Below are 22,901 nucleotides of genomic sequence, written 5' to 3' on the forward strand. Positions count from 1 at the left end.
TGCGCCTTTTCGGTTGCGGTGACTACCGAAAAGGCGCACGGGTCAGACGAGCGAGCGCACGATCTGCTCTATGACGGTCAGGGCGTCGTCGAGCAGATCGTCGCTGATCACCAGCGGCGGAAGCAGTCGGATGACGTTTCCGTAGGTACCGCACGTCAGCAGAATGACACCTTGTTCGAGCGCATGTGCGGCAATCGCCTTCGTCAGTTCGGCGTCCGGCTCGTCGGTGCCGGGCTTGACGAACTCCATCGCGAGCATCGCGCCGCGTCCGCGCACGTCACCGATGACGCCGATGTCGGCGGCCAGTGCCTTCAGCCGCGGCAGGGCCAGGTCGCCGATGTGCTGTGCGCGAGCGGGCAGGTCGAACTTCCGCATGCTGTCGATCGCGGCGAGCGCGGCGGCACACGCGACGGGGTTGCCGCCGTACGTGCCACCCAGACCGCCGGGGTGCACCTTGTCGAGGAGTTCGGCGCGGCCCGTGATCGCGGACAGCGGCATGCCGCCCGCCATGCCCTTGGCCATCGTGATGATGTCCGGGACGATCTCCTCGTGCTCGCACGCGAACCAGGCGCCGGTGCGGGAGAACCCGGTCTGGACCTCGTCGGCGATGAACACGACGCCGTTGGCGCGGGCCCAGTTCACCAGGGTGGGGAGGAATCCCTCGGCGGGAACGATGAATCCGCCCTCGCCCTGGATCGGCTCGATGATGATCGCCGCGAGTGAATCGGCGCCGATCTGCTTCTCCATCTGGCTGATGGCGCGCTGGGCGGCCTGCTCACCGGTCAGTCCGTCCTGGTCCCGGTAGGGGTAGGACATGGGGAGCCGGTACACCTCGGGCGCGAACGGACCGAAGTGGGCCTTGTAGGGCATCGACTTGGCGGTGAGGGCCATCGTCAGGTTCGTACGACCGTGGTAGGCGTGGTCGAACGCGACGACGGCGTCGCGGCCGGTGGCGAGGCGAGCAACCTTGATCGCGTTCTCCACGGCCTCCGCGCCCGAGTTGAACAGGACGGTGCGCTTCTCGTGGTCGCCGGGGGTGAGGGCGGCGAGCTCCTCCGCCACGCGGACGTAGCCCTCGTACGGGGTGACCATGAAACAGGTGTGGGTGAAGTGCCCGACCTGCTCCCGAACCGCCTCGGCGACGGCCGGATCGGACGCGCCCACGCTGGTGACCGCGATGCCCGAGCCGAGGTCGATCAGGGAGTTGCCGTCGACGTCGACGACCACACCACCGTCGGCATCCGCCGCGTACACGGGGACGCTGGAGCCGACGCCCGCGGCCACGGTGGCCCGGCGACGTGCGGTGAGGGCCGCCGACTTCGGGCCGGGGAGCTCGGTGACCAGGGCGCGCTTCTGCGGCAGCCGGTACTGGATGTCGTTCATGTTGGTGCAGTCCTCGGGGTCGTGACGTGGATGGGTATGGGGTGGGCGACGTCAGTCGTGGGAACTCATGACGTGCTTGATGCGGGTGTAGTCCTCGACGCCGTAGCCGGAGAGGTCCTTGCCGTAGCCGGAGTACTTGAATCCGCCGTGCGGCATCTCGGCGACGAGCGGGATGTGGCAGTTGATCCACACGGCGCCGAAATCGAGTGCGGCCGAGAGGCGTTGCGTGACGCCGTGATCGTTGGTCCACACACTCGACGCCAGACCGTACCGGACATCGTTGGCGAGGGTGACGGCCTCCTTCTCGTCGGAGAAGCTCTGCACGGTGAGGATGGGGCCGAACGTCTCCTCCTGCACGATGTCGTCGCGCTGGTCGACGCCGGTGATCACGGTGGGTTCGAAGAAGAATCCTTGCTCTCCCGAACGCTTTCCGCCGGTGACGATCTTGGCCGAGGTGGGGAGCGAGGCGATCTTGGAACTGACCGCGTTGAAGTGGTTGATGTTGTTGAGCGGGCCGTAGAACGTGTCCGGGTCGTCCGGCAGACCGGGCACGAGTGTCTCGGCCTTGCGGACGAGGGCGTCGACGAGCTGGTCGTGGATGGACTCGTGGACGAGGACGCGGGTGGCGGCGGTGCAGTCCTGGCCACCGTTGAAGAAGGCTGCCTCGGCGATGCCGCTCGCGGTCTTCTCGATGTCGACGTCACCGAAGACGATGGCGGGGGCCTTGCCGCCCAATTCGAGGTGCGCGCGCTTGAGCTGGCGTGCGGCGGAGACGGCGACGGCGATACCGGCGCGCACGGATCCGGTGATCGACACCAGTCCGAGGGCCGGGTTCTCGACGAGGGTCGCGCCGGTCTCGCCGTTGCCGAGGACGACGTTGAAGACGCCGTCCGGCAGGATCCCCTTGGTCAGCCGGGCCAGGACGAGCGTGCTGTTCGGGGTGGTGTCGCTCGGCTTGAGCACGATCGTGTTGCCTGCCGCGAGCGCGGGGCCGATCTTCCACAGCGCCATCATGAACGGGTAGTTCCACGGGGTGACCTGACCGACGACACCGATCGGCTCGCGGCGCACGTAGGACGTGAAGCCGTCCATGTACTCGCCGGCGGCCTTGCCTTCGAGCATCCGGGCCGCGCCCGCGAAGAAGCGGAGCTGGTCGGCGCCCACCTTGATCTCTTCGTCGGCGATGACCTGCTTGGGCTGCCCGGTGTTGCGGCATTCCGCCTCGACGAGTTCGTCGCTGTGCGCCTCGATCGCGTCGGCGAGCTTCAGCAACGCGGTCTGCCGCACGCTCGGGGTGGTCTTGCCCCACGAGACGAAGGCCCGCTCGGCTGCCTCGACGGCGGCGTCCACGTCGGCCTTGGTGGAGACGGGCGCACGCCCGACGACGCTCTCGTCCACGGGGTTGATCAAGTCCAGCGTCTCCGTCGCGGATGAGGCGACGAACTCACCGTTGATGTAGTTCTCGAGTACGTCGATCGACATTCGTACCGGTTCCTCTCGTGGGGTCGAAACTCGTGTGTCGGAACGGACCGTCGGTCGATCAGTCCGACCGGAGTCCGGAGTTGCAGAGCATCTGAAAACAAGTGTGCGCTGCCTCACAAGCCAGGGGCAGCTGACAAAATGGTGAAAGACGCGCCCCCCGCCGCGCCGAGTTGTCCAATCCGGAGTCACCCGTGCGAGCAGGTGTGGCCGGCCGCGCCGGAGCCGGCGAACGGTACGTCCGCAACGGCGCTCGCCGAGGCGGCGTCGTGCACGATCGCGCCGCCGACGAGGGTGAGGTCGGCCCGCTGGTCCAGCAGTTGTCCGGGCTCGAGCGTGTAGAGGTCCTCCGACCAGACGACCAGGTCGGCGCGGGCGCCCGGACGGATCACTCCGAGCTCGTCCTCGGCGTGCCACGCCCACGCGCCGCCGCGGGTGTACGCCCGCAGCGCCGAATCCAGGTCCATCCGTTCGCGCGGAGTCCAGTCGGTGCGGCCGTCCAGACCCGAGCGGGTGAGGGCGGAGTACAGGCCGACGAGCGGATCCATCTCCCCGACCTGCCAGTCGCTCGAGAACGCCAGCGCCGCCCCCGACTCGGCGAGCGAACGGAATCGCCACGCCCGGTCCCACCGGTCCTCGCCGACGTTCTCCATCCACGTTCCCGCGACGAGGTCGGGAGAGCAGTGCCGCGGCTGCATCGCCGCGACCACGCCGAGCTCCCGGAACCGGGGAAGGTCCTCGGGATGGAGGCATTCGACGTGGACGATGCCATGCCGTCGGTCGACCGTCCCGTTCGCGCGGCCGGCGTGCTCGATCGAGTCGAGCGCCAGCCGGATTCCCCAGTCGCCGGTGGCGTGGGTGTGCGTCTGGAAGCCGAGGCGGTCGAGTTCGGTGAGCATCGCGGTGAACTCCTGCGGCGGCAGGCTGGGCGCGCCGCGATGCCCCGGCCGGTTCGCGTAGTCGGACAGCATGGCCGCGGTGTGCGGTTCGATCACGTCGTCGGCGTACAGCTTGACCGGCCCGAGCCGGAGCATGTCGTCGACGGGTGCGCTGTCCACGGCCTCCCGCAGGTCCCGGCGGAACGCGGCGTCGGCGCCAACCGGGTGGAACAGGGCGGTGATCACCCGCGAGTGCATCCGCCCCTCGGCGCGCGCCCGGTACATCAGATCGAGTTCGGCCAGCGGGACCTGCGGTTCGACGACGGTGGTGATACCGCTCGCGGTCGCCATCTCCAGGCTGGACGTGATGCGCCGATAGCGGCGGTCGGGGGAGTACATCGGGATGTCGCGTTGCAGACCGGCCAGACCGGCCCGTGTCATCGCGCTGGTGTAGAAGTCCGTGACCCAGCCGGTGGGGACGCCGTCGTCGTCGAATTCCGGTCTTCCCCAGGGGATCTGGGTGCCGCGGTCGATTCCGAGCACACGCAGTGCGGCGTCGTTCAGCCACACCGAGTGCTGGTCGTAGGTCGTGATGAAGACCGGGCGGTCGGTGAGGCCGCGAAGGTCGGCGGCGTTCGGGCGGCGCCCGGTCACCACGGAGTAGACGGCGTTCTCGGCGCAGATCCAGTCGAGGTCGGGGCGGGTGGCCGCGTGCGCGCCGATCCGTCGCCGGACCTCGGTGAGGTCGGGTGCGCCTTCGAGGCTCACGGCGTCGGGATCGAATCCGAGGAGAAGGTGGTTGTGGCTGTCGATGATCCCGGGGGTGAGCAGTCGCCCTCGCAGGTCGATGGTGCGCCGGGCGGCGGGGGCGTCCTCGGTGGTCCCGACGTACCGGATGTGGCCGTCCGCGATGCCGACGGCCTGGGCCCGGCCGGTGGTGTCGAACGTCCGCACGACGCCGTTGGTCAGAAGCAGGTCGAGCATCAGCAGTTCTCCTCAGGGGCGGCGTTCAGCAACAGCAGGTGGGTGTTCTTGCGCGGTCGCAGGTACAGGGCGAAGTAGACGAAGCCGGCGGTGACGAGTCCGAGGGAGATGCCGAGGCTGAGCCACTGCTCCGGGTCGAGCAGCGTGACGACGAAGACGAGGCCGAGCGCGGCGATGCAGATTCCCGGGGCCAGCGGCCACAACGGCATGCGGTAGCCGGTTCGGGTGGTGCCGCCGCGACGGTGGTTGATCGCGGCCAGCGCGATGAACAGGTACGTGAACGTCAGGGTCGACCCGGTGGCGGTGAGCAGGACGTCCAGCGGGACGAAGCACGCGGCGAACGCGATGGCGCCCATCACGACGGTGGCGAGGACGGGGACGCGGCCCTTGGTGCTGACGGTCTGCAGCGGCGCGGCGACGGTCTCGGGGAGGGCGCGATCGCGTGCGGCGGCGTAGAGAAGCCGGCCCGCCTGCAGCGTGATCGCGATGATCGCGTTGATCACGGCGAGGGCGATCGAGAGCAGGACCACCATGGCGACGGCGTGACCGGCGCGTTCGGTGAGGAATGCCTCGACGGGAAGGCTGGAACCGAAGAGTTCGGTCTGCGAGCGGGCGCCCACCAGGATCGCGATGAGCGGGACGAGTTCGGTGGCGACGGTGATGACGGCGCTCCAGATCACTGCCTTCGCGATCGAGCGGGCGGCGTTCTTGGTCTCCTCGGCGAAGTACACGGCGCCGCCGTAGCCGTTGTACGCGAAGATTCCCTGGGTGACGGCCAGCATCAGTCCGGAGATCGCCAGTGGTGCGAGGTTGCCGGTGCTCGGATCGAGAACCTCCGGGCTGAGGAGGCTGGTCAGTGGCCGTTCCATGTGGACGAAACCGAGGACGGTGAGCAGAGCCAGCGCCGCCATCTCGACGCCCAGGAAGACCCCGGTGAGCCATGCGTTGGTGCGGATGTCGAAACATGCGGTCACGGTGGTGATCACGACCACGACGAGCGCGGTCTGCTGCGGCGACAGGCCGTGGATCGCGACGCCCAGGTAGTCGGCCACTCCGAGGGCGAAGACAGCGATGATCAGCGGCAGGGAGATGAGGCTGATGAAGAACGTGGCGACGCCGAAGGCCGGTCCGAGTGCCCGCGACACGAGTGAGTAGTCGCCGCCGGCAACGGGATACGCGGACGCGAGTTCGGCGTAGCAGAAGGCGATGAGGATGCTCACGATGCCGGCGACGAGGAACGCCCAGAACACGCCGATGCCGAACAGGGCGAGCGCCGAACCGCCGAGGATGAAGACGCTCGACGCCGGCGAGATCGACGACAGGGTGATCAGGATGTTTCCGCCGACGCCGATGCTCCGGGAGAGCGAGGCCTCGTAGGTGCCGGGTGCGGCGGGGGGAGTGGCGGTGGGTGGCCGGGCGGTCTGGTCCATGAGCTGTCCGTTCGGGGAGGGGGAGGGGGGAAATAGTTTTTTGACAGGTCTGTCAAACAACTGGGCCGAGTGTCACAGATCACGTCGGCTAGTGTCAACGGCATGGCGCGACCGAACACTCAGAAGCAGCGGCGTTCCGAGCTCATCGAGGCGACACTCCAGGCGGGATCCGCGCAAGGGCTCAGGTCGCTGTCCCTGACCGATGTCGCGAAGCGCGCGGGCCTGACGCGCGGCGCGCTGCTCTACTACTTCGACGATCTGGATTCGCTTCTCGTCGAGGCCCACCGGGCGGGCACCGAGCGCTATTGCGACCTGCGCGACGAGGCGGTGGCCGCGCAGTCGTCGTACGCCGCCAAACTGCGGACGGCCATCGACGCCGGGCTGCCGAGCGGTCCCGACGACACCCTGATGCGGCTGTTGTACGAATTCGACTTCATGACAGGCACTTCGGCGCTGCATGACGAACTTGTCCAGAAGATGTATCTGCGTCAGCTCGCGACGTACCGCGCCATCCTCGGCGACGGGCACGCGGCGGGGGAGTTCACCGTGCGCGGCGACATCGACCAGGCGGCAATGAATCTGGTGGCCCTCGAGGACGCCTACGGGCTGCACATCGTCGGGGGAAACAGTCTCATCACCGTCGATGCCGCGCGCAGGGCGATGCTGGGGTTCTGTGAGCAGATCGGCTGCGGCGTCACGGAAGACGCCGCAGCCGAACGGGACTGACCGGGCCGGCTGCGTCGGCTACGCCGGGTGGCTGCCTGTCATCTCCGCTTCGTGGCGCACCGAGCCGGCCACCACGGTCAGCTGCACCCGCGCGGTGAGGAGGGAATCGGCGCCGGCGGTGAACGGATCACCGTCGAGGACCACGAAGTCGGCGGCCTTGCCCGTGACGAGTTGACCGGTGAGGTCGTCCCAGCGGCACGAGTAGGCGGCGTCGCGGGTGGCGTGCGCGAGCGCGTCGGCCATCGGCAGTGCGTACTCGGGCAGGTTGGGTGCGAGCGCCGGATCGATCGCGGACTTGCGCGTCGTCGCGATGTACATGTTGGGCAGCGGGGGATGCGGCGCCGTGGGGGCGTCGGACCCCAGCGCGAGGACGGCGCCCGCGGCGGTCATCTCGGGCCACGGGAACGCCCGCTCGACCCGATGGTCGCCCAGCATCGCCCGCCAGTTGTCCTGGATCGCCGGATCGGCATGGACCGGCTGCATCGACGCGACGACGCCGAGGCGCGCAAGCCGCTGCACGTTGTCCTTCGTGATCGTCTCCAGGTGCTCCATCCGGTGCCGACGCGGTCGAATCCCGTTGGCGGCGATCGCCTGTTCGAGCGCGGCGAGCGCGATCTCCGACGCCTCGTCGCCGATCGCGTGCAGCGCCACCTGCAGGCCGGCGGCATCCGCTGCGACGACCACCGGTGCCAGCGAGGCGCGATCCCAGATCGGTTCGGCGTTCGTGCCGTCCGAGTACGGCTCCTTCATCGCCGCGGTGCAGCTGTCGATGACGCCGTCGATGATGATCTTGATCCCGGCCATCCGCAGCCACGGACCCTGCAGTCGCAGGTGGTGCTCCACCGCCTCGTGCACCTGGCGGACGTTCTCCTCGTCCGAATCGGTTCGTTCGATCAGCCAGTGCCCGGCCACCCGGAGCGGCAGCGTGTCCCCGCCGGCGGCCAGTGCGCGTTCGAGCGCCTCGAGTTCGTCCGCGCCGAGCGCCATGTCGACCGCCCCGGTGACGCCGTCCGCGAGATACTGCTCGAACGCCGCCGCGAGGGCGACATCCCGCTCGGTGTCGCTGACCAGCTTCGCGAGGGCGGGCCACACGATCTGGGTCACCGCCGTCTCGTAGAGCATGCCGGTGGCCTCGCCGGTGACGGGGTCGCGCTCGATCCGGCCGCCGATCGGGTCGGGAGTGTCCGCGTCGATGCCGAGTTCGCGGAGCGCGGCCGTGTTCACCCACGCCGAGTGCACATCGTTGGAATCGAGGTACACGGGACGGTCGGCCTCGGCCGCGTCGATCATCTGCCGGGTCGGCGGGTGCCCGTCGAGTGCCGAAAACAGCCAGCTGCGTCCCAGGAGCCGGGGTGCGTCCGGGTTCTCGGCGGCGAATCGGCGGATGCGGTCCTGGATGTCGTTCAGATCGTCGGCGCTCTGCAGGTCCACCTTCTGGAGGGCCTGGCCCATCATCAGCAGGTGGGTGTGGGCGTCGATGAAGCCGGGCAGGACGAGGGCCCCGCCGAGTTCGACGACGCGGGCGTCGCCGGACAGCGTGTCGGCGGTCGCGGTGTCGCCGACGTACGTGAGGCGATCGCCCTCGACGATCATCGACTCGGCCCAGGCGGGTTCGGCGGCGGTGAAGATCCGGCCGCCGCGGTAGAGGGTCGTCGTGTCGGTGTTCATTGGAGTTCTCTCTTTCCGTCAGACGACGACCGAAGTGGTGTACCGGGCAGTCGGAGCCTGTCCGGGTGACGCGGAGGCCCGCTCGGTGCGCGTCGACAGGCGGGCGATCGACACGATCGGGACGAGCAGGACGAGGCTGATGCCCGCCAGGACGAAGCCGAACGCGACGTAGCCGACTGCGCCGGTCACGAGGGTGCCGAAGAGCGGGGCGAAGGCGGACCCCACCAGATACGTCCCGAGGAGCGGGGCGGACCAGCGGCCGGATGGGTCCAGCGCGGCCGCGATGGCCACCACGTAGATGAAGGCCGCGGCGTAGACCGTGTTCCAGGCGATGATGAGCACCAGATACGTCGTCGAATCGGTGGCCTGGCACGAGCCCAGTTTGAGGGCGGCGCCGAGCACGAGGAGGACGGCGGTGGGGACGGTGCGTCCGAGGCGTGACCCGAGCGCGGTCAGGACGAGAGCGGCGCCGATGCCGCCCGCGGTGGAGAGGCTGAGGGCCAGACCCATCTGCTGTTCCGTCAGGGCGGCGTGTTCGGCGCCCATGATGCCGGACACCGCCCACAGCGAGTCCTCGCCGATCGCCCAGATCGCGAAGAGCACGAGCAGGGTGAAGCCGGCAACGGCCAGTTTCTTCTCGGTGACGCCCTCGGGCAACGGGGTTGGTGTGTCCGCGGTGCTCGCCGAGTCGTCCTCGACGGCCGGGGCGGACGGCAACCAGCTGATCGTGAAGACCGTCGCCAGCGCCAGTACCGCGACGATCCCGAAGGCATTGGTCATGTGCAGGCCGAGGATCGGGATCAGTGCCAGTATTCCGGTGACCGCGGTGCGGTTGACGAGCCCGTTGATCCCGGACACCCGGTTCGGATTGTTCAGCGCGGCCAGAGCTGCCCCGCCGACCGCGACCGCGCCACCGGCACCGATCCCGCCGACGATGATCGCGACGCACGCGATCGGGGCCGAGTGGACGGTGGCGGCGACGGCGAATCCCGCGGCCATCACGACGAGGCTGACGCGGCCGAGCAGGTGGCGCGAGCGCCCCGCCGCCCACCGGGTGGTCGCGAGGCAGACGAGTGCGGTGGCCAGCAGGGAGCCGGTGAGGACGGCGCCGGCGACGGTCTGGGTGATGCCGAGATCGTCCACCATCGCGATGATCATGAGCGGGATCAGGTTGGCCGTGATGTAGCCGACGACGAAGACGCTGAACGTGGCGATACCTCGGCCGAGTGTCAGTGGGACGCGGACTGCGGCGGTCACGTGGGATTCCTGGGGTGGGTCAACGACAACTCCGTGTCTCGGGTGGCGCCCGCGTGAGACGTGGGTCACTTAGCGAATGGGATTCGTTAAGTATGAGGAGGGCGCGTCCCGTATGCAAGGGGTCAAACGAACTCAATTCGTTAATGTTGGGTCTCGGCGTTGCCCGAGGGTCGACGTCTGACACAATGGAGTAGTCGTCCGTGCTCCGCTGGCCAATTTGTCCAGCGCTATCCCGATCCCGACCGGTCAGGGTGGCACGGACCCGACCGCAATGCGCAGGAGCCGACATGACCGTTCCCGTTCGCTGGATGTTGTCCCAGCCGGACCTGGCTCTCGAGCTGAAGGGTGGCGCCGCCGGTCTCGGCAACGAGATCACATTCGCCCACACCACCGAACTGCAGGACCCCTTCCGGTGGCTCTCCGGCGGAGAATTGCTCCTCACCACCGGCATCCGGCTCCCGCTGACCGCCGCCGACCGGGCCCGATACCTGCGCGGCCTCGGTGAAGCCGGGGTGGCGGCGGTCGGGTTCGGCACCGGTCTCTCGCATCCGGAGGTTCCCGAGGACCTGGTGGCCGTCGCCGACGAGATCGGGCTGCCGCTGCTCGAGGTGCCGTTGCCGACACCGTTCGCGGCCGTGGTCAAGCGGGTCATGAACCGACTCGCGGAGCAGGAGTACGAGGCGGTGCTGCGCGCGTCCCGGGCCCAACCGCGGATGACCCGCGCCGTCATCCAGGGCGGCACCGGCGCCACCGTGCGTGAGCTGGCCGTCGCCACGTCGGCCACCGTCCTGCTCCTCGACCTGTCCGGCCGGGTGCTGGAGTCCCATCCGGCGCGGCCGGCGGAGGATGTGATCGGGGAACTGCGGGAAGTGCTGGAGGCGGGCACCGGCGGGGCGTCGAGCAGCGTGTCGCTGGCACGGTCGGGTGCGTCGATCACCGTGCAGCAGATCAGCGTCGGCAGCACACCACACGGGCACCTCGCCGTGATCAGCCCCACCGCGCTCAGCCACGTCGACCAGATCCTGCTCGGTCACGCGAACTCGTTGCTCGCGCTGGACTTCGAGAAGCCGGTGCGGCTCCGGACCGCACAGAACCGGCTCAACTCGCACGCCCTCGGCCTGCTGCTCACCGAGGACCGCGACCTCGCGCCCGCCTGGTCGCAGATCCGGCACGCCGCAGACGCGGACGGGATGGTCCGTGGACTCACGGTCGTGGCCGAGACACCGGCACTCGCGGAACGGGTGGAGTCGGCGGTCGCGGTCGCCATGAACAAGGCCGGGCGGCAACTCTTCTCGCGCCGCCACGACACGCGGGTCACCGTTCTGCTGCGGGGTACCGACGACGTGGACTTCGCGCGGGCGATGCTACGCGGACTGTCCGGGCCGGCGCGGAAGGCGATCCGTGCGGGGCTGAGCGGGAAGCGGGAGGTCGCCGGTCTGGTGGCGGCCATCGAACAGTCCCAGCTCGCCGCGTCGGCCGCCGAGGCCGGGGCCGAGCCGTTGGAGTTCGCGGCGCTGACCGGTAGCGCGCTGCTCGCCTTCAGCTCGACGCGGGAGGTGCTGAACTCCCTGGCGGACACGATGATCGCGCCGATCGACGACTACGACCGCACCAACGGCACGGAACTGCTGGGATCGCTGCGGGCGTTCCTCGAGGCGAACGGCCACTGGGAGTCGGCGGCCGCGGCGATGGGCGTGCACCGGCACACCCTGCGCAGTCGCATGGCGCGGATCGAGTCGTTGATCGACTGCAGGCTGGACGTGGCGCGGGTGCGCGCCGAACTGCTGCTCGCGATCATCGCCCGGCAGTCGTGACCTGCCGGGCGATGATCGGACGGGATTACTTCCCGAGGCGGGCGACGATGTCCGCGGCGGTGCGCTGACCCATCCGCACGGCGCCGTCCACGTGCTGGTAGCCCTCGGCGGCGATGTCCGAGCAGGAGAAGTGGAACGGTCCGACCGGCGTCCGCGTGTCCTTGCCGTACCGGTGCAGGCCGCCGAGGTCGAAGCTCGCGGCGTACGCGCCCCGGGTCCATTCCTCGGAGCCCCAGTCGGACTCGTAGTAGACGACCGGCTCGGCGGCCTTCGGTCCGAGGTAGCGGGCGAGCGAACCGAGGATGGTGGCCCGACGCTCCTCTTCACTCAGTTCGAACATGGCGTCGGCCTTCTCGTCCGACACGAACGCGACGAGGGTTCCCCGGCTGTCCTCGTAGTTGGTGTTGTCGTACACCTCCTGGACGACCTCGGACGCGCCGAATCCGGTGCCGGCGAGACCGTCTTCACGCCAGAACGGGGTCTCGTACACGGCGTGCACCTTGATGACGAGTCCCAGCGACTGGTGCTGGTGCATCTGGTGCTGGCGGCGCGGCAGCGGCGGGTCGTAGGAGATGCGGGAGTACAGGTTCGGCGGGACGGCGAGCACGACGCGGGACGCCTCCACGCGAATGTCCCCGTCCGCCAGCACGACTGCACCGTCCTCGCTCCACTGGACGGTGCGCACCGGCGCGTTCAGGAAGACGTCGTCGCCGAGGGCGGCCGCCATCCGGATCGACACCTGCTGCATGCCGCCGATGACGCGCTTGTCGAGGATGAAGTCCTCGTCCACCAGGTGCGAGAACGATCCGGCGGACGCGGCCATGAGCACGGCCTGCAGCGCGGAGAACGAGTGTGCGGGCTTGGTCAGCATGCCGCCTGCGATGAACAGGCCGATGTTGTCGCGGGCCTCGGCGTCGTCGGACTGCTCGATCAGCCAGTGCTTGAACGAGATCGTGTCCAGTTCGCGGGCCAGGGGGTGCGCCCAGGGCTCCTCGGCGCCGACCTGCGCGGCGAGGTCGTCGAGGATCTGGATCAGCCGGTCCATCTCCTTACGGGTCGTCTCGTCGACCGGGAAGGACTCGCCGGTGTAGCGGGTGCGTTCGCCGGCGGCGGAGATGTAGACGGACTCACCCTCGCGGTACCGGTCGAACGTCTCGAGTCCGAGTTCGTCGAGCAGGGAGATGAGCGTCGTCTGGTCGGGGGAGACCCACTGGCCGCCGATCTCCAGCATCGCGCCGTCGATGGTGTCGGTCCAGGTCCGGCCACCCACGCGGTCGCGCGCCTCCAGGACCGCGACGGACAGCCCCGCCTTGCGCAGCGCGGTGGCTGCGGCCAGGCCGGACGGGCCGGCGCCGACGACGGCGACATCACGTTGGAGAGTAGGCACTTTCGAGCTCCTTTGGTTGAAGTGCTGAAGGGTTCGTGAAATGTGGTTCGGTTAGCAGCGGGTGAGCGCGAGCGACAGTTCGGCGTCGATGACGCAGATGCTCGAGTTGTCCACACGGTCGTGGCTCCGCAGCTCGCCGAGCATCTGTGCCAGGCGGTCCGCGGCGGTGGTGTGTTCGGTCAGCCAGTCGGCGACGGCGTCGGCGGCGGACGTCGCGGGCGAGGCGTCGCGCAACACCAGTCCGATCAGGCCGTGCCAGTGCTCCTGCAGGTTGTCGACGAGGACGGCTCCCGCCATCGCCTCCCAGTAGGCGGTCCCGGTCTCGCCGACGGAGAACCGTTCCGACAGCCAGTCGAGGCCCACCACCCGGCCGAATTCGCGGTACGTCTCGGCGACCTGGGTGATCGGCAGGTCGAGCGACTGCGCGGTGGTCTCCAGCGCGAAGCCCTGCGCCAGGATCCGCAGCGTGCCCAGGTCCTGGGCGGGCGCACCGGTGAGGCGAGGCAGTGCCGCGGCGAGTTCCTGGACCGGCTTCGCGAAGCGCTCGATCAGCTGCTGCGCATCCGTGCCGGCGCTGCGATGCCGCAGGAGCCACGACGTGGTGCGCTCGATCAGGTCCTGGATACCGAAGTGCAGGTTCAGCCGGGTTCGGTGGGATGCGCCGGGCAGGGTGAGGACCTCGTTCCACAGGTGGTCGATGTCGAACACCTGCCGCACCACCGCGTACGCGACGGTGATCTCGGGGGTGCCGACGCCGAGCCGCTCCTCGAGGCGGTGGATCAGGCCGGGTCCGACACGGTCGATCATGTCGCCGGCCACGATCACGGCCACGATCTCCCGGGCCAGCCGGTGACCGCTGATCTGCTGGGGGACGCGTTCGCGGATGGACGCCGGGAAGTAGTCGGCGAGAACACCGTCGAACACGGCGTCGTCGAGCACGGGGGAGGCGAGCAGTTCGGTGACGACGAGGTTCTTCGACTGTGCGAGCAGAACCGCGATCTCCGGCCGGACCAGTCCCTGGCCCGCGCGGTGCCGCGCCGACAGTTCCGCCGCCGACGGCAGGACTTCCGCGGCCCGGCTGATCCCGGCGTCCCGCTCGAGGTTCTCGATCAGCCGCTCGTGGCGTCCGAGCAGGAACGGTGCGTGGACCTCGGCGAGGCTGATGGCGAGGGTCTGGGAGGCGGCGTCGGCGAGCACCGATTCGCCGATCTCGTCCTGGACGCGGGCGAGCAGCGTGTTCCGTTCCTCGGCGGGGAGTTCGCCGGCCGCCACGGCCGCGTCCAGCGCGACCTTCAGGTTCACTTCCCGATCCGACGTGGCGACCCCGGTGGCGTTGTCGATGAAGTCGGCATTGATCCGGCCGCCGTTCAGCGCGTACTCGATGCGGGCGCGCTGCGTGAGGCCGAGGTTGCCGCCCTCACCGATCACCGCGGCGCGCACATCGCTCGCCTCCACCCGGACGGCGTCGTTGGCCGGGTCGGCGGCGTCGGCGTGCCCCTCGGCGGAAGCCTTGACGTACGTTCCGATTCCGCCGTTCCACAGCAGATCCACATCCGCGGTCAGCAGCGCCTTCACCACCTCGTGCGGCGGGAGTTCGGTGGCGGTGACGCCGAGGCGTTCACGCACCTGCGGCGACAGCGGGATCTTCTTCGCCGTCCGCGGCCACACGCCGCCGCCCGCCGACACGAGGCTCCGGTCGTAGTCGTCCCAGCTGCTGCCGGGCACGGACGCGAGGCGCTCGCGCTCCCGGTAGGACGCCTCGGAATCCGGTTCGGGATCGAGGAAGATGTGCCGGTGGTCGAACGCGCCGACCAACCGGATGGCGCGGCTGAGCAGCATCCCGTTGCCGAACACGTCGCCGGACATGTCGCCGATGCCGACCACCGTGAACGCGTCGGTGTCGACGTTCTTGCCCATCTCGGCGAAATGCCTGCGGACGGAGACCCATCCGCCGCGCGCCGTGATGCCCATCGCCTTGTGGTCGTAGCCGGCGGAGCCACCGGACGCGAACGCGTCGCCGAGCCAGAAGCCGCGACGCGTCGCGATGCTGTTGGCCAGGTCGGAGAATCGGGCCGTGCCCTTGTCGGCGGCCACCACCAGATAGGGGTCGGCGTCGTCGTAGATCACCGTGTCGCGGGGGTGGACCACCTCGCCGTCGACGATGTCGTCGGTGACGTCGAGCAGTCCGTCGATGAAACTCGTGTATGCCGCGCGGACCGCGTCGGGCGTCGTCTCGGTGCGCACCACGAACGCGCCCTTCGCGCCCATCGGAACGATCAGCGAGTTCTTCACGTGCTGTGTCTTCATCAGACCCAGGACCTCGGTGCGGAAATCGTCCTTGCGGTCCGACCACCGCAGCCCGCCGCGCGAGACCGGACCGCTGCGGACGTGGCTGCCCTCGACGATCGGCGAGTGCACGAATATCTCGCGGTACGGGGTCACGGCCGCGGACAGCGACAGCAGCGACGGGTCGATCTTGAACGCGGCGGGGGCGGCGCTGATCGTGCGGTCGTGCTGGAACCAGTTGGTGCGCAGCACCGCCGACGTGAACGACAGCAGGCCGCGGAGCAGACGGTCCTCGTCCAGCGTCGCGGTGCGGTCGATCGCGTCGAGCAGCACGCGCTCCGCGTCCGCGACGGCGCTGTCCCGGTCGGGGCCGGTGGCGGCGGGATCGAAACGGGCGATGAACAGGTCGCGGAATCCGCGCACGAAATCACTGTGCCGCAACAGGATCGCGACAATGTTGGGTTCCGACAGTCCCAGCCCCACCTGACGGAGGTAGCGGCACGCCGCCCGGACCAGGACGGCGTCCGTCCACGTCAGGTTCGCCGCGGCGACGAGGCGGGTGAATCCGTCGACCTCCAGATGTCCGGCGGCCGCAGCCTCGAACGCGTCGGACAGCAGACCCGGAGTTTCGGCGTCCCAGGCGAAGTCGCCGGTGCTGAAGTCGAACCGGTGGACCAGCGGGCTGCCGGGCTCGCCCGCGGGCAGCTGTTCGTGGGACGCGACCCGCAACCCGAGGTCCGCGAACAGTGCGACCAGCTCGGCGAGCAACGGGGTCCCCTGCGGCCAGACCATGACGGCGGCCGGCTCGGGCAGTGCATCCGCGGTGTCGACGAATCGCAGCCGCGGAGTGGTCCCTCCGGACGCCAGGACCGCGCTCGACACGGCGGCCTCGTCCTGGCGTGGACGGGGTGTGTCGGTCGTGCTCGGAATGACACCGGTATAGCTCATCGTGTGGCTCCTGACCCCTGATCTGGCAAACGCGTGACTTGGGAACCAGTGTGTCGAGAAGAGACGCACGCCACATCCGACGAAGTGGAGCGTCGTGCGGCGACGGACGCGACGTTTCGGAGCCGTGAGTACTTGTTAACCGCGGGCGGTTAACAAGTACTCACGGCCAGACGAGAACGCGGACAGCGTGACAGACGGCCCGGAGGAGAGCAGTGGCAACGCAGACGTTGAGGAACCAGTGCTTCACCAGGTCATCCGTTGATCACCCGGCGATCGCCGAGCGGTGCCTGCAACGGGACTTCGAGGGTGCCGAACACGGCGACGAGAATGCACATCTTGTCGGCGGCCTCCGGGAGGGTGCCGGTGCGCAGCGAGATCGTGACGGTGGTGTCGGTCTCGGTGGCGGTCGCGGCGGCGCCGTAGCACTCCGGGGTTCCGGTGACGAAGTGGATCGCCACCTTGTTGCCGTCCGCGCGGGACCACGACTCGAACGGGGTCGGATTCGCCCGGACGATGTCAGGGCGCGACTCGAAGACGGTGCCGAACTCGTCGCCGGGCACCTCGGAGGGAATCGGCATCCCCGACGACGGATTGGTCGGGCTGGGATCCACTGCGGACGCGATCTCCGGGGGAATCGTCGGTTCGTCGGTGCTCGAACCGGACCCGCATCCGGCGAGGGCGAGGCAGGCCAGCACTGCGAGGGCGATTACGCGCATATGCCACGGTAACCTCATCCCGCGAGCAGGCCGGAGACCAGCGCAATCCCCGGAATCGCAGCCAACGTGGTGACGAAAGCCGTGTCTCGCGCCAGCACCGTTCCCACCCCGTACCGGCTGGCGTAGACGAAGACGTTCTGGGCCGTGGGCAGCGTCGCCACCACCACGATGGCGAACAGTTCGTGGCCGTCGAGCCCGAGCAGATAGCGCGCCATCAGGTAGGCCAGCACCGGTTGCACCACGATCTTGAGCACCGACGCCAGCGCGACGTCGCGTCGCGGGCTCGTCCCCTTCTCGAGCACCCGCACCCCGTACAGCGAGATGCCGAACGCGAGCAGCGCACCCGGCACCGACGCGCCACCCATGAGCCGGAACGGCTGCATCAGAGCTTCCGGGGGTGTCCAGCCGAGGAGTGCGACCAGCAGTCCCGCGGCACCCGCCACGACGATCGGGTTCTTGAACGGCGCGGTGATCGTGTCGAGCCGCGACGCGCCGCGCCGGAGCGTGGTGACGTCCAGGATGGTGAGGGCGATGGGGGAGTACGCGATGATCTGGAACAGCAGCAGCGGCGCCACGAACGACGCGTCCCCCAGCACGAACACCGCGATGGGAATGCCGAGATTCGCGGAGTTCACGTACGACGCCGACAGAGCGCCGATCGTCAGTTCCGGAAGGGACCTGCGTAGCCACACTCTCGCAATGACCATGTACAGTGCGCCGACCGTCAATGCCGTGACAGCCGCGACGGCGAGTGTGGGCGAGAAGATCACCGAGAGGTCGGACGATGCGAGCGAATCGAACAGCAGCGCCGGTGTGGCGACGAAGAACACCAGCCTGCCCAGGACGGTTTCGCCCTCCGCGCCCAGCGTCCCGCGACGGCCGAGCAAGTAGCCGATCGCGATGATGACGAATATGACGGTGAATCCCGCAACCACTCCCGACACGCTGCGGGGCACCTCCTCGACAGGTAAGCCTCCTGTCGGCAAACCTTCCGAAGTCTAGTGCTCGGCGTTCGGGTGGGTGACAATAGCGTCCGGTCGGGGAGATCGTCTGTGCGCGCGTTCCGTCGCGCGCGAGGAGCCGCAATGCTGCGTCGAACGACCGTCCTCTATGCGCTGTTCTGCGCGTGGACCCTCGCGTGGGGCGCCGCCCCCGTGGCGTCGGCGCTGGCCCCGCCGTCGAGCGGCGATCCGCAACTGATCGCGCTCACCGGGCAGGTCCTCGGGCGCAGCTACCGCGAGAACGCGAGCGTCGCGTACATCGACGCGTCCGGTACCCGGTTCGCGAATTTCGGGGCCACCGAGGGTACCGACTTCGAGATCGGTTCCGTCACCAAGACGTTCACCGCGGAACTGTTTGTCGACGCCGTCGCCCGGGGTGAGGTGCGCGAGGACACGAGGGTCGGAGATGTGCTGCCGTTGCAGGGCGCACCGGTCGGCGACGTGACGCTACTCGAGCTGGCGTCCCACACGTCCGGGCTGGCGCAGTTCCCGATGAGCACCGACACCGTGGTGGCCGTCGGGCACTGGGTGGTCGCGTCCAACCCGTTCACGTACGACCGGGACACCCTGCTGCAGCAACTGCAGTCGGCGCCCCTCACGACCCGCGGCACGTACTCGTACTCGACCGTCGGCTTCGCGCTGCTCGGCCAGGCGCTGGCCGCGGCAGCGCACACGGACTACCCGTCGCTGCTCCGCGAGCGCATGCTCGTCCCCCTCGGACTGTCGCAGTCATGGATGCCGCTCACCGCCGCCGACCTGCCGCGGAACGTCACCCGCGGATTCGACGTCCTGCACCGGTCGCAGGACCCGTGGCCGCTGGACGCCTACGCCCCGGCCGGCGGGTTGCGGTCCACCGCGAACGACATGTCGACGTACGTCCGGGCGCTCCTCGACGGGACGGTCCCCGGCGCCGCGGCCATGGACCCGCGGTGGATCGGCAACAATTACCGCGCGCTGACGTGGTCGATCGTCCCGTTCGAAGGTCGCGACTACACGCTGCACGGCGGCGCGACCGGTGGTTTCCAGTGCACGGTCGTGCTCGACCGGGAGAACGACCGCGGACTCGTCATCCTCACCGACACCATCGGCGGACTCGAGCAGCAGGGTCTGGAGATCCTCGCCCACACCCCCATGTGAGTGTTTTCGCGTCCCGGGGCACACATTGTCACTCACGTGCCTGGGTACCCCCGTTGGGTATGTCCGGTTACAGTGGTCATGTGGAGACGGCAACCGGGCGGAGGCGCACAGTCGTGGCGCGTGCTGCGCTGCTGATCGCCGTCGCCGCCGGGGTGCTCCTCATGCACAGCCTGATCGCGCCGACCGCGATCGCCGCGGCACACGAGCAGCACTCGGTCACCGCGTCCCACTCCGAAGACCCCCACGGTTGCGGCGGGGACGGCTGCGAGCAACCCCATGTCACCGGACATCAGTGTGCCGGCGTGATCGTGGTGATCGCCGCGCTGACGTCGGTGATGTTGCTGTGGTGGCATTCCGTGGATCCCGCCGCGCGACGGTCGCGGGTGAGCGCCGACCGTGTGCGGTCGGGGCGCGGACCACCACCGTGGACGGTGCTGTCGTTGGCGGAACTCTCGATTCTGCGGGTGTGACAGGGAGCCCGGGGCGTGTGCCCCGGCGGATCCGACTGTCATTTCCCGAATCGATCTCGAGGAGTTCCTCATGCGTACCACCATCACTGCCCTGATCGCCGCCGCGGCAGGCGCGGCTCTCGTCCTGACCGGCTGCGGCACCGACTCGGCAGGCACCTCGTCGACGTCCGGCGCCGCGACGTCCGCGGTCGAATCGCAGGCGCAGTTCAACGACGCCGATGTCGCGTTCCTGGAAGGGATGTACCCGCATCACGCGCAGGCGGTGCAGATGGCCGACATGGTCGCCGGCCACACCGACAACGCCGACGTGGTCGCTCTCGCCGCCGCGATCAAGGCGGCGCAGCAACCCGAGATGGACCGGATGACCACCTGGCTCCAGCAGTGGGGACAACCGGTTCCGACGCCCGACATGTCCGGCATGCACGGCATGAACCATGGTGCCGGCATGATGTCGGCCGATCAGATGGACGCCCTGACGGCACTGTCGGGCACGGAGTTCGACCGGCAATGGCTGACCATGATGATCGAGCACCACGAGGGCGCGATCGACATGGCGAACACCGAACTGGCCGACGGTGAGAGCCCGGAGGCCAGGCAGATGGCCGCCGACATCGTGACCGCCCAGCAGAAGGAGATCGCCGACATGCAGGCCGCGCTCGGCTGACCGGAATGACGAAAAGGCCGCGTAATCCGAGGATTACGCGGCCTTTTCGGTGCCTACGTGAGTTACCGGCTCGTGAAGGGCAGCAGAGCCATCTCGCGAGCGTTCTTGACGGCGACGGCAACCTGACGCTGCTGCTGCGGGGTCAGGCCCGTGACGCGGCGGCTACGGATCTTGCCGCGGTCCGAGATGAACGTGCGGAGGAGGTTGATGTCCTTGTAATCGACGTACTCGATCTTGGCCGCGAACAACGGGTTCTTCTTGGGCTTGCGGCCCTCGACGGGACGCGGCTTCTTCGACGGTGCTCTCTTGACTGCCATCTGCTTCCTTTACCAGCTCGACTTGTGGACGCCTGGCAGCTCCCCGCGGTGCGCCATCTCGCGAACACGCACGCGAGAGAGCCCGAACTTCCTCAGGTGGCCGCGCGGACGTCCATCCGCAGCGTCTCGATTGCGCAATCGTACCGGACTCGCGTCGCGGGGTAGACGCTGCAGTGCCGCCCGGGCCTCCGCGCGCTCGTCTTCGCTGCTCGACGGACGGCGGATGGTCTCCTTCAGCTCCGCGCGGCGCTCCGCCCAGCGTGCCACGACGATCTTGCGCTGCTCGTTCTTCGCGATCTTCGACTTCTTGGCCATGTGCGTGTCTTCTACTTCTCTTCTCGGAAATCGACGTGCTTCCGCACGACCGGGTCGTACTTCTTCATCACCAGACGATCGGGGTCGTTGCGGCGGTTCTTGCGTGTCACGTACGTGTATCCGGTACCTGCCGTCGACTTCAGCTTCACGATCGGGCGGATCTCGTTGCGGGCGGCCATCAGATCTTCTCTCCACGGGCGCGGATCCGGGCGACGACGGCCTCGATACCGTCGCGGTCGATGGTCTTGATGCCCTTGGTGGAGAGCGTGAGGGTCACCCGCCTGCCCTCACTGGGCAGGAGATACGTCTTCTTCTGGATGTTCGGATCCCAGCGCCGGTTGGTGCGCTTGTGGGAGTGCGACACGGACTTGCCGAATCCTGGCTGGCGTCCGGTCACCTGGCAGTGGGCCGACATGGGCGTTCCTCCCTGTACCTCGCAAGAGGTTATGACAATCATTTTCGACAATGGCGAGATTCCAATGTAGCGTTCTGTCCAGTTAATGACAATCGTTATCGAAAGGGTGCTCGTGAGTGAGATACTCGACGGCCGGACGCCGCTGATCCTGGTTTCCGGCAGGAACGGCCCCACCGAGGACGCGGCGCGGTCGCTGCTCCGCGACGGCACCGTCGTCGTGCATCACGACCTCGACCTCGTGCACGAAGGCGTCGTGCGCCGCACCGTCACCACGCTGGAGTCGGGGGCGCCGCGCGAGCGCCTCGGCATCCTCGAACTGGCGCACGGCTGCATCTCCTGCACGCTGCGCGAGGACCTTCTCCCGCTGCTCCGCCGCCTGCACACCCGCAGTTCGGTGCAGCGCATCGTGCTGCACCTCGACCGCCGGCTCGAACCCGAGGCGGTGTGCTGGGCGGTCGAGCACGTGGCGGTATCCGGTGTGGTGGGCCAGATCGACGGCCCGGCATCGCGGGACGTGCGCGTCGACGGCGTCGTCACCTGCGTCGACGCGGGATCGTGGCTGGCCGACGCCACCGGAGACGAAGCACTGGACGACGACCGCACCGTCGCGCAGGTAGCGGTCGGGCAGGTGGACTTCGCCGACGCCTTGGTGGTGTCGGGCAGTGCCGGCGACGGCTGGCAGCAGGCCCGGCTCCACGCTGTCCTGGCCCGGCTGGCACCCGGCGCGCCGATCCTCTGGGACGGGGACGCGCCCGACGTCGAACGCCTGCTCCGCGACATCCCGGCCGGCGCCCGGCGCGGTGAGCCGTCCCACGCCCACTCACCGCTGCTGCGCGGGCAGCCGCCGCTGTCCCACGACTGCGGCGTCATGCTCGTCGAGTTCACCGCCACCCGGCCGTTCCATCCGGAACGACTGCACGAGGCCGTCGACGTGCTCCTCGACGGGGTCGTCACGTCTCGCGGCCGCATCTGGGTTGCGACGCAGCCGGACGAGGCACTGTGGCTCGAGTCGGCCGGTGGGGGACTGCGGGTGGCCAGTGCCGACCGCTGGCTGGCCGCGATGACCCCGGAGGAACAGGAGGAGGTCGGGGTCGCGCGCCGCGCGATGGCCGCGCTGTGCTGGGACGAGCGCTTCGGCGACCGGCACACGTCGATGGTGGTGCTGGTGCATGCGGCCGACCCCACCGAGATCGACCGCACTCTGCGGTGGGCGCTCGTCACCGACGACGAACTCGCGGACGAAGGCGCCTGGCAGTCGTGGCCCGACCCGTTCGGGCAGTTCCACGAGGACCCCTGCGAGAGCAGCGAATCACCCTACGCAGAACCCGAATCGAGAGAGGGACACGAATGAAGGCGAACATCCACCCCGACTACCACCCCGTGGTGTTCCAGGACGCGAGCACCGGAACCACGTTTCTCACGCGGTCGACGCTGACCAGCGATCGCACTGCGGTGTGGGAGGACGGCAACACCTATCCGCTGGTGGTCGTGGACGTGACCAGCGAGTCGCACCCGTTCTGGACCGGTGCGCAGCGCGTGATGGACACCGCGGGCCGCGTCGAGAAGTTCGAACGCCGGTACGGCGTGCGCAAGCGCCCGTGAGTACTTGTCAACCGCGGGCGGTTA

21 protein-coding genes are annotated in these 22,901 nt (G+C 68.9%); 7 read left to right on the forward strand and 14 right to left on the reverse strand.

Going from position 1 to position 22,901, the window contains the following annotated elements:
- Nucleotides 1–42: 42 nt before the first annotated feature.
- The 4 genes from gabT to FND50_RS10340 form a co-directional block, all read right to left on the reverse strand.
- On the reverse strand, nt 43–1,383 hold the full coding sequence (gabT, locus tag FND50_RS10325) for a 4-aminobutyrate--2-oxoglutarate transaminase (protein ID WP_144285689.1): 1,341 nt from the start codon (nt 1,381–1,383) through the stop codon (nt 43–45).
- 51 nt (nt 1,384–1,434) lie between these two features.
- Nucleotides 1,435–2,865, reverse strand: coding sequence for a gamma-aminobutyraldehyde dehydrogenase (locus tag FND50_RS10330; RefSeq protein ID WP_144285690.1), 1,431 nt, complete (start codon nt 2,863–2,865; stop codon nt 1,435–1,437).
- Nucleotides 2,866–3,050: 185 nt separating this feature from the next.
- Entirely contained in the window at nt 3,051–4,724 is a 1,674-nt protein-coding gene (locus FND50_RS10335; protein ID WP_144285691.1) for an amidohydrolase, read from the reverse strand.
- The gene (locus FND50_RS10340; protein ID WP_144285692.1) at nt 4,724–6,154 is read right to left on the reverse strand and encodes an APC family permease; all 1,431 of its coding nucleotides are present in this window, start codon (nt 6,152–6,154) and stop codon (nt 4,724–4,726) included. Before FND50_RS10340 ends, FND50_RS10335 begins: the two co-directional genes overlap by 1 nt.
- 102 nt (nt 6,155–6,256) lie before the next feature.
- Here FND50_RS10340 and FND50_RS10345 point away from each other — a divergent pair, with 102 nt between their 5' ends.
- Complete coding sequence (locus tag FND50_RS10345; RefSeq protein ID WP_186301265.1) at nt 6,257–6,880, forward strand: TetR/AcrR family transcriptional regulator; 624 nt, start codon at nt 6,257–6,259, stop codon at nt 6,878–6,880.
- An 18-nt stretch (nt 6,881–6,898) separates the two neighbouring features.
- On the opposite strand, the gene FND50_RS10350 is transcribed toward FND50_RS10345, so the two are convergent.
- Together FND50_RS10350 and FND50_RS10355 are read right to left on the reverse strand one after the other, a co-directional pair.
- Complete coding sequence (locus FND50_RS10350; RefSeq protein WP_144285694.1) at nt 6,899–8,548, reverse strand: amidohydrolase; 1,650 nt, start codon at nt 8,546–8,548, stop codon at nt 6,899–6,901.
- A gap of 18 nt (nt 8,549–8,566) precedes the next feature.
- Nucleotides 8,567–9,805 (reverse strand): MFS transporter, encoded by a 1,239-nt coding sequence (locus FND50_RS10355; RefSeq protein ID WP_144285695.1) that lies wholly within the window; start codon nt 9,803–9,805, stop codon nt 8,567–8,569.
- A gap of 287 nt (nt 9,806–10,092) precedes the next feature.
- On the opposite strand from FND50_RS10355, the gene FND50_RS10360 reads away from it, so the two are divergent.
- A complete protein-coding gene (locus FND50_RS10360; RefSeq protein ID WP_144285696.1) occupies nt 10,093–11,619 on the forward strand; it encodes a PucR family transcriptional regulator in 1,527 nt (508 codons plus the stop codon).
- A gap of 25 nt (nt 11,620–11,644) precedes the next feature.
- Here FND50_RS10360 and FND50_RS10365 read toward each other — a convergent pair whose 3' ends face one another.
- From FND50_RS10365 to FND50_RS10380, 4 genes are all read right to left on the reverse strand, one after another.
- On the reverse strand, nt 11,645–13,006 hold the full coding sequence (locus FND50_RS10365) for an NAD(P)/FAD-dependent oxidoreductase (RefSeq protein ID WP_144285697.1): 1,362 nt from the start codon (nt 13,004–13,006) through the stop codon (nt 11,645–11,647).
- A gap of 51 nt (nt 13,007–13,057) precedes the next feature.
- Nucleotides 13,058–16,240 carry an NAD-glutamate dehydrogenase domain-containing protein gene (locus FND50_RS10370; protein ID WP_144285698.1) on the reverse strand — a complete coding sequence of 1,061 codons (3,183 nt, stop codon included), beginning with the start codon at nt 16,238–16,240 and terminating at the stop codon, nt 13,058–13,060.
- A 251-nt stretch (nt 16,241–16,491) separates the two neighbouring features.
- Nucleotides 16,492–16,956 (reverse strand): hypothetical protein, encoded by a 465-nt coding sequence (locus FND50_RS10375; RefSeq protein ID WP_144285699.1) that lies wholly within the window; start codon nt 16,954–16,956, stop codon nt 16,492–16,494.
- Between the two features lie 14 nt (nt 16,957–16,970).
- Entirely contained in the window at nt 16,971–17,900 is a 930-nt protein-coding gene (locus tag FND50_RS10380; RefSeq protein WP_144285700.1) for an AEC family transporter, read from the reverse strand.
- Nucleotides 17,901–18,041: 141 nt separating this feature from the next.
- On the opposite strand from FND50_RS10380, the gene FND50_RS10385 reads away from it, so the two are divergent.
- The 3 genes from FND50_RS10385 (at nt 18,042) to FND50_RS10395 (ending at nt 20,228) form a co-directional block, all read left to right on the forward strand.
- Complete coding sequence (locus FND50_RS10385) at nt 18,042–19,094, forward strand: serine hydrolase (RefSeq protein ID WP_144285701.1); 1,053 nt, start codon at nt 18,042–18,044, stop codon at nt 19,092–19,094.
- A gap of 113 nt (nt 19,095–19,207) precedes the next feature.
- On the forward strand, nt 19,208–19,564 hold the full coding sequence (locus tag FND50_RS10390) for a DUF6153 family protein (RefSeq protein ID WP_260850962.1): 357 nt from the start codon (nt 19,208–19,210) through the stop codon (nt 19,562–19,564).
- A 70-nt stretch (nt 19,565–19,634) separates the two neighbouring features.
- On the forward strand, nt 19,635–20,228 hold the full coding sequence (locus FND50_RS10395; protein WP_144285703.1) for a DUF305 domain-containing protein: 594 nt from the start codon (nt 19,635–19,637) through the stop codon (nt 20,226–20,228).
- 62 nt (nt 20,229–20,290) lie between these two features.
- Here FND50_RS10395 and rpsR read toward each other — a convergent pair whose 3' ends face one another.
- The 4 genes from rpsR to rpmB are packed head-to-tail and all read right to left on the reverse strand — an operon-like array spanning nt 20,291 to nt 21,275.
- Nucleotides 20,291–20,545 (reverse strand): 30S ribosomal protein S18, encoded by a 255-nt coding sequence (rpsR, locus tag FND50_RS10400; protein WP_005238639.1) that lies wholly within the window; start codon nt 20,543–20,545, stop codon nt 20,291–20,293.
- 9 nt (nt 20,546–20,554) lie between these two features.
- Complete coding sequence (gene rpsN / locus FND50_RS10405) at nt 20,555–20,860, reverse strand: 30S ribosomal protein S14 (protein WP_005259913.1); 306 nt, start codon at nt 20,858–20,860, stop codon at nt 20,555–20,557.
- Nucleotides 20,861–20,871: 11 nt separating this feature from the next.
- Nucleotides 20,872–21,039, reverse strand: coding sequence for a 50S ribosomal protein L33 (rpmG, locus tag FND50_RS10410; RefSeq protein ID WP_005238642.1), 168 nt, complete (start codon nt 21,037–21,039; stop codon nt 20,872–20,874).
- Nucleotides 21,039–21,275: a 50S ribosomal protein L28 gene (gene rpmB / locus FND50_RS10415; RefSeq protein WP_065489983.1), complete on the reverse strand. Its 237-nt coding sequence runs from the start codon at nt 21,273–21,275 to the stop codon at nt 21,039–21,041. The genes rpmG and rpmB overlap by 1 nt, the downstream gene beginning before the upstream one ends.
- Nucleotides 21,276–21,360: 85 nt before the next feature.
- Here rpmB and mrf point away from each other — a divergent pair, with 85 nt between their 5' ends.
- Together mrf and FND50_RS10425 are read left to right on the forward strand one after the other, a co-directional pair.
- A complete protein-coding gene (gene mrf, locus FND50_RS10420; protein ID WP_144285704.1) occupies nt 21,361–22,626 on the forward strand; it encodes a ribosome hibernation factor-recruiting GTPase MRF in 1,266 nt (421 codons plus the stop codon).
- Nucleotides 22,623–22,877 carry a type B 50S ribosomal protein L31 gene (locus FND50_RS10425; RefSeq protein WP_144285705.1) on the forward strand — a complete coding sequence of 85 codons (255 nt, stop codon included), beginning with the start codon at nt 22,623–22,625 and terminating at the stop codon, nt 22,875–22,877. The genes mrf and FND50_RS10425 overlap by 4 nt, the downstream gene beginning before the upstream one ends.
- Nucleotides 22,878–22,901: the final 24 nt, after the last annotated feature.

The sequence above is a fragment of the Rhodococcus sp. WB9 genome, assembly GCF_007558985.1.
In the GTDB taxonomy this organism is placed as follows: Bacteria; Actinomycetota; Actinomycetes; order Mycobacteriales; family Mycobacteriaceae; genus Rhodococcus_F; species Rhodococcus_F opacus.

Coding starts and splice junctions, on each gene's coding strand:
- FND50_RS10350 (WP_144285694.1), bottom strand. CDS start 8,548: ATGAACACCGACACGACGACCCTCTACCGCGGCGGCCGGATCTTCACC.
- FND50_RS10425 (WP_144285705.1), top strand. CDS start 22,623: ATGAAGGCGAACATCCACCCCGACTACCACCCCGTGGTGTTCCAGGAC.
- FND50_RS10335 (WP_144285691.1), bottom strand. CDS start 4,724: ATGCTCGACCTGCTTCTGACCAACGGCGTCGTGCGGACGTTCGACACC.
- rpsR (WP_005238639.1), bottom strand. CDS start 20,545: ATGGCAGTCAAGAGAGCACCGTCGAAGAAGCCGCGTCCCGTCGAGGGC.
- FND50_RS10395 (WP_144285703.1), top strand. CDS start 19,635: ATGCGTACCACCATCACTGCCCTGATCGCCGCCGCGGCAGGCGCGGCT.
- rpsN (WP_005259913.1), bottom strand. CDS start 20,860: ATGGCCAAGAAGTCGAAGATCGCGAAGAACGAGCAGCGCAAGATCGTC.
- gabT (WP_144285689.1), bottom strand. CDS start 1,383: ATGAACGACATCCAGTACCGGCTGCCGCAGAAGCGCGCCCTGGTCACC.
- FND50_RS10345 (WP_186301265.1), top strand. CDS start 6,257: ATGGCGCGACCGAACACTCAGAAGCAGCGGCGTTCCGAGCTCATCGAG.
- FND50_RS10375 (WP_144285699.1), bottom strand. CDS start 16,956: ATGCGCGTAATCGCCCTCGCAGTGCTGGCCTGCCTCGCCCTCGCCGGA.
- rpmB (WP_065489983.1), bottom strand. CDS start 21,275: ATGTCGGCCCACTGCCAGGTGACCGGACGCCAGCCAGGATTCGGCAAG.
- rpmG (WP_005238642.1), bottom strand. CDS start 21,039: ATGGCCGCCCGCAACGAGATCCGCCCGATCGTGAAGCTGAAGTCGACG.
- FND50_RS10360 (WP_144285696.1), top strand. CDS start 10,093: ATGACCGTTCCCGTTCGCTGGATGTTGTCCCAGCCGGACCTGGCTCTC.
- FND50_RS10385 (WP_144285701.1), top strand. CDS start 18,042: ATGCTGCGTCGAACGACCGTCCTCTATGCGCTGTTCTGCGCGTGGACC.
- FND50_RS10330 (WP_144285690.1), bottom strand. CDS start 2,865: ATGTCGATCGACGTACTCGAGAACTACATCAACGGTGAGTTCGTCGCC.
- mrf (WP_144285704.1), top strand. CDS start 21,361: ATGACAATCGTTATCGAAAGGGTGCTCGTGAGTGAGATACTCGACGGC.
- FND50_RS10370 (WP_144285698.1), bottom strand. CDS start 16,240: ATGAGCTATACCGGTGTCATTCCGAGCACGACCGACACACCCCGTCCA.
- FND50_RS10340 (WP_144285692.1), bottom strand. CDS start 6,154: ATGGACCAGACCGCCCGGCCACCCACCGCCACTCCCCCCGCCGCACCC.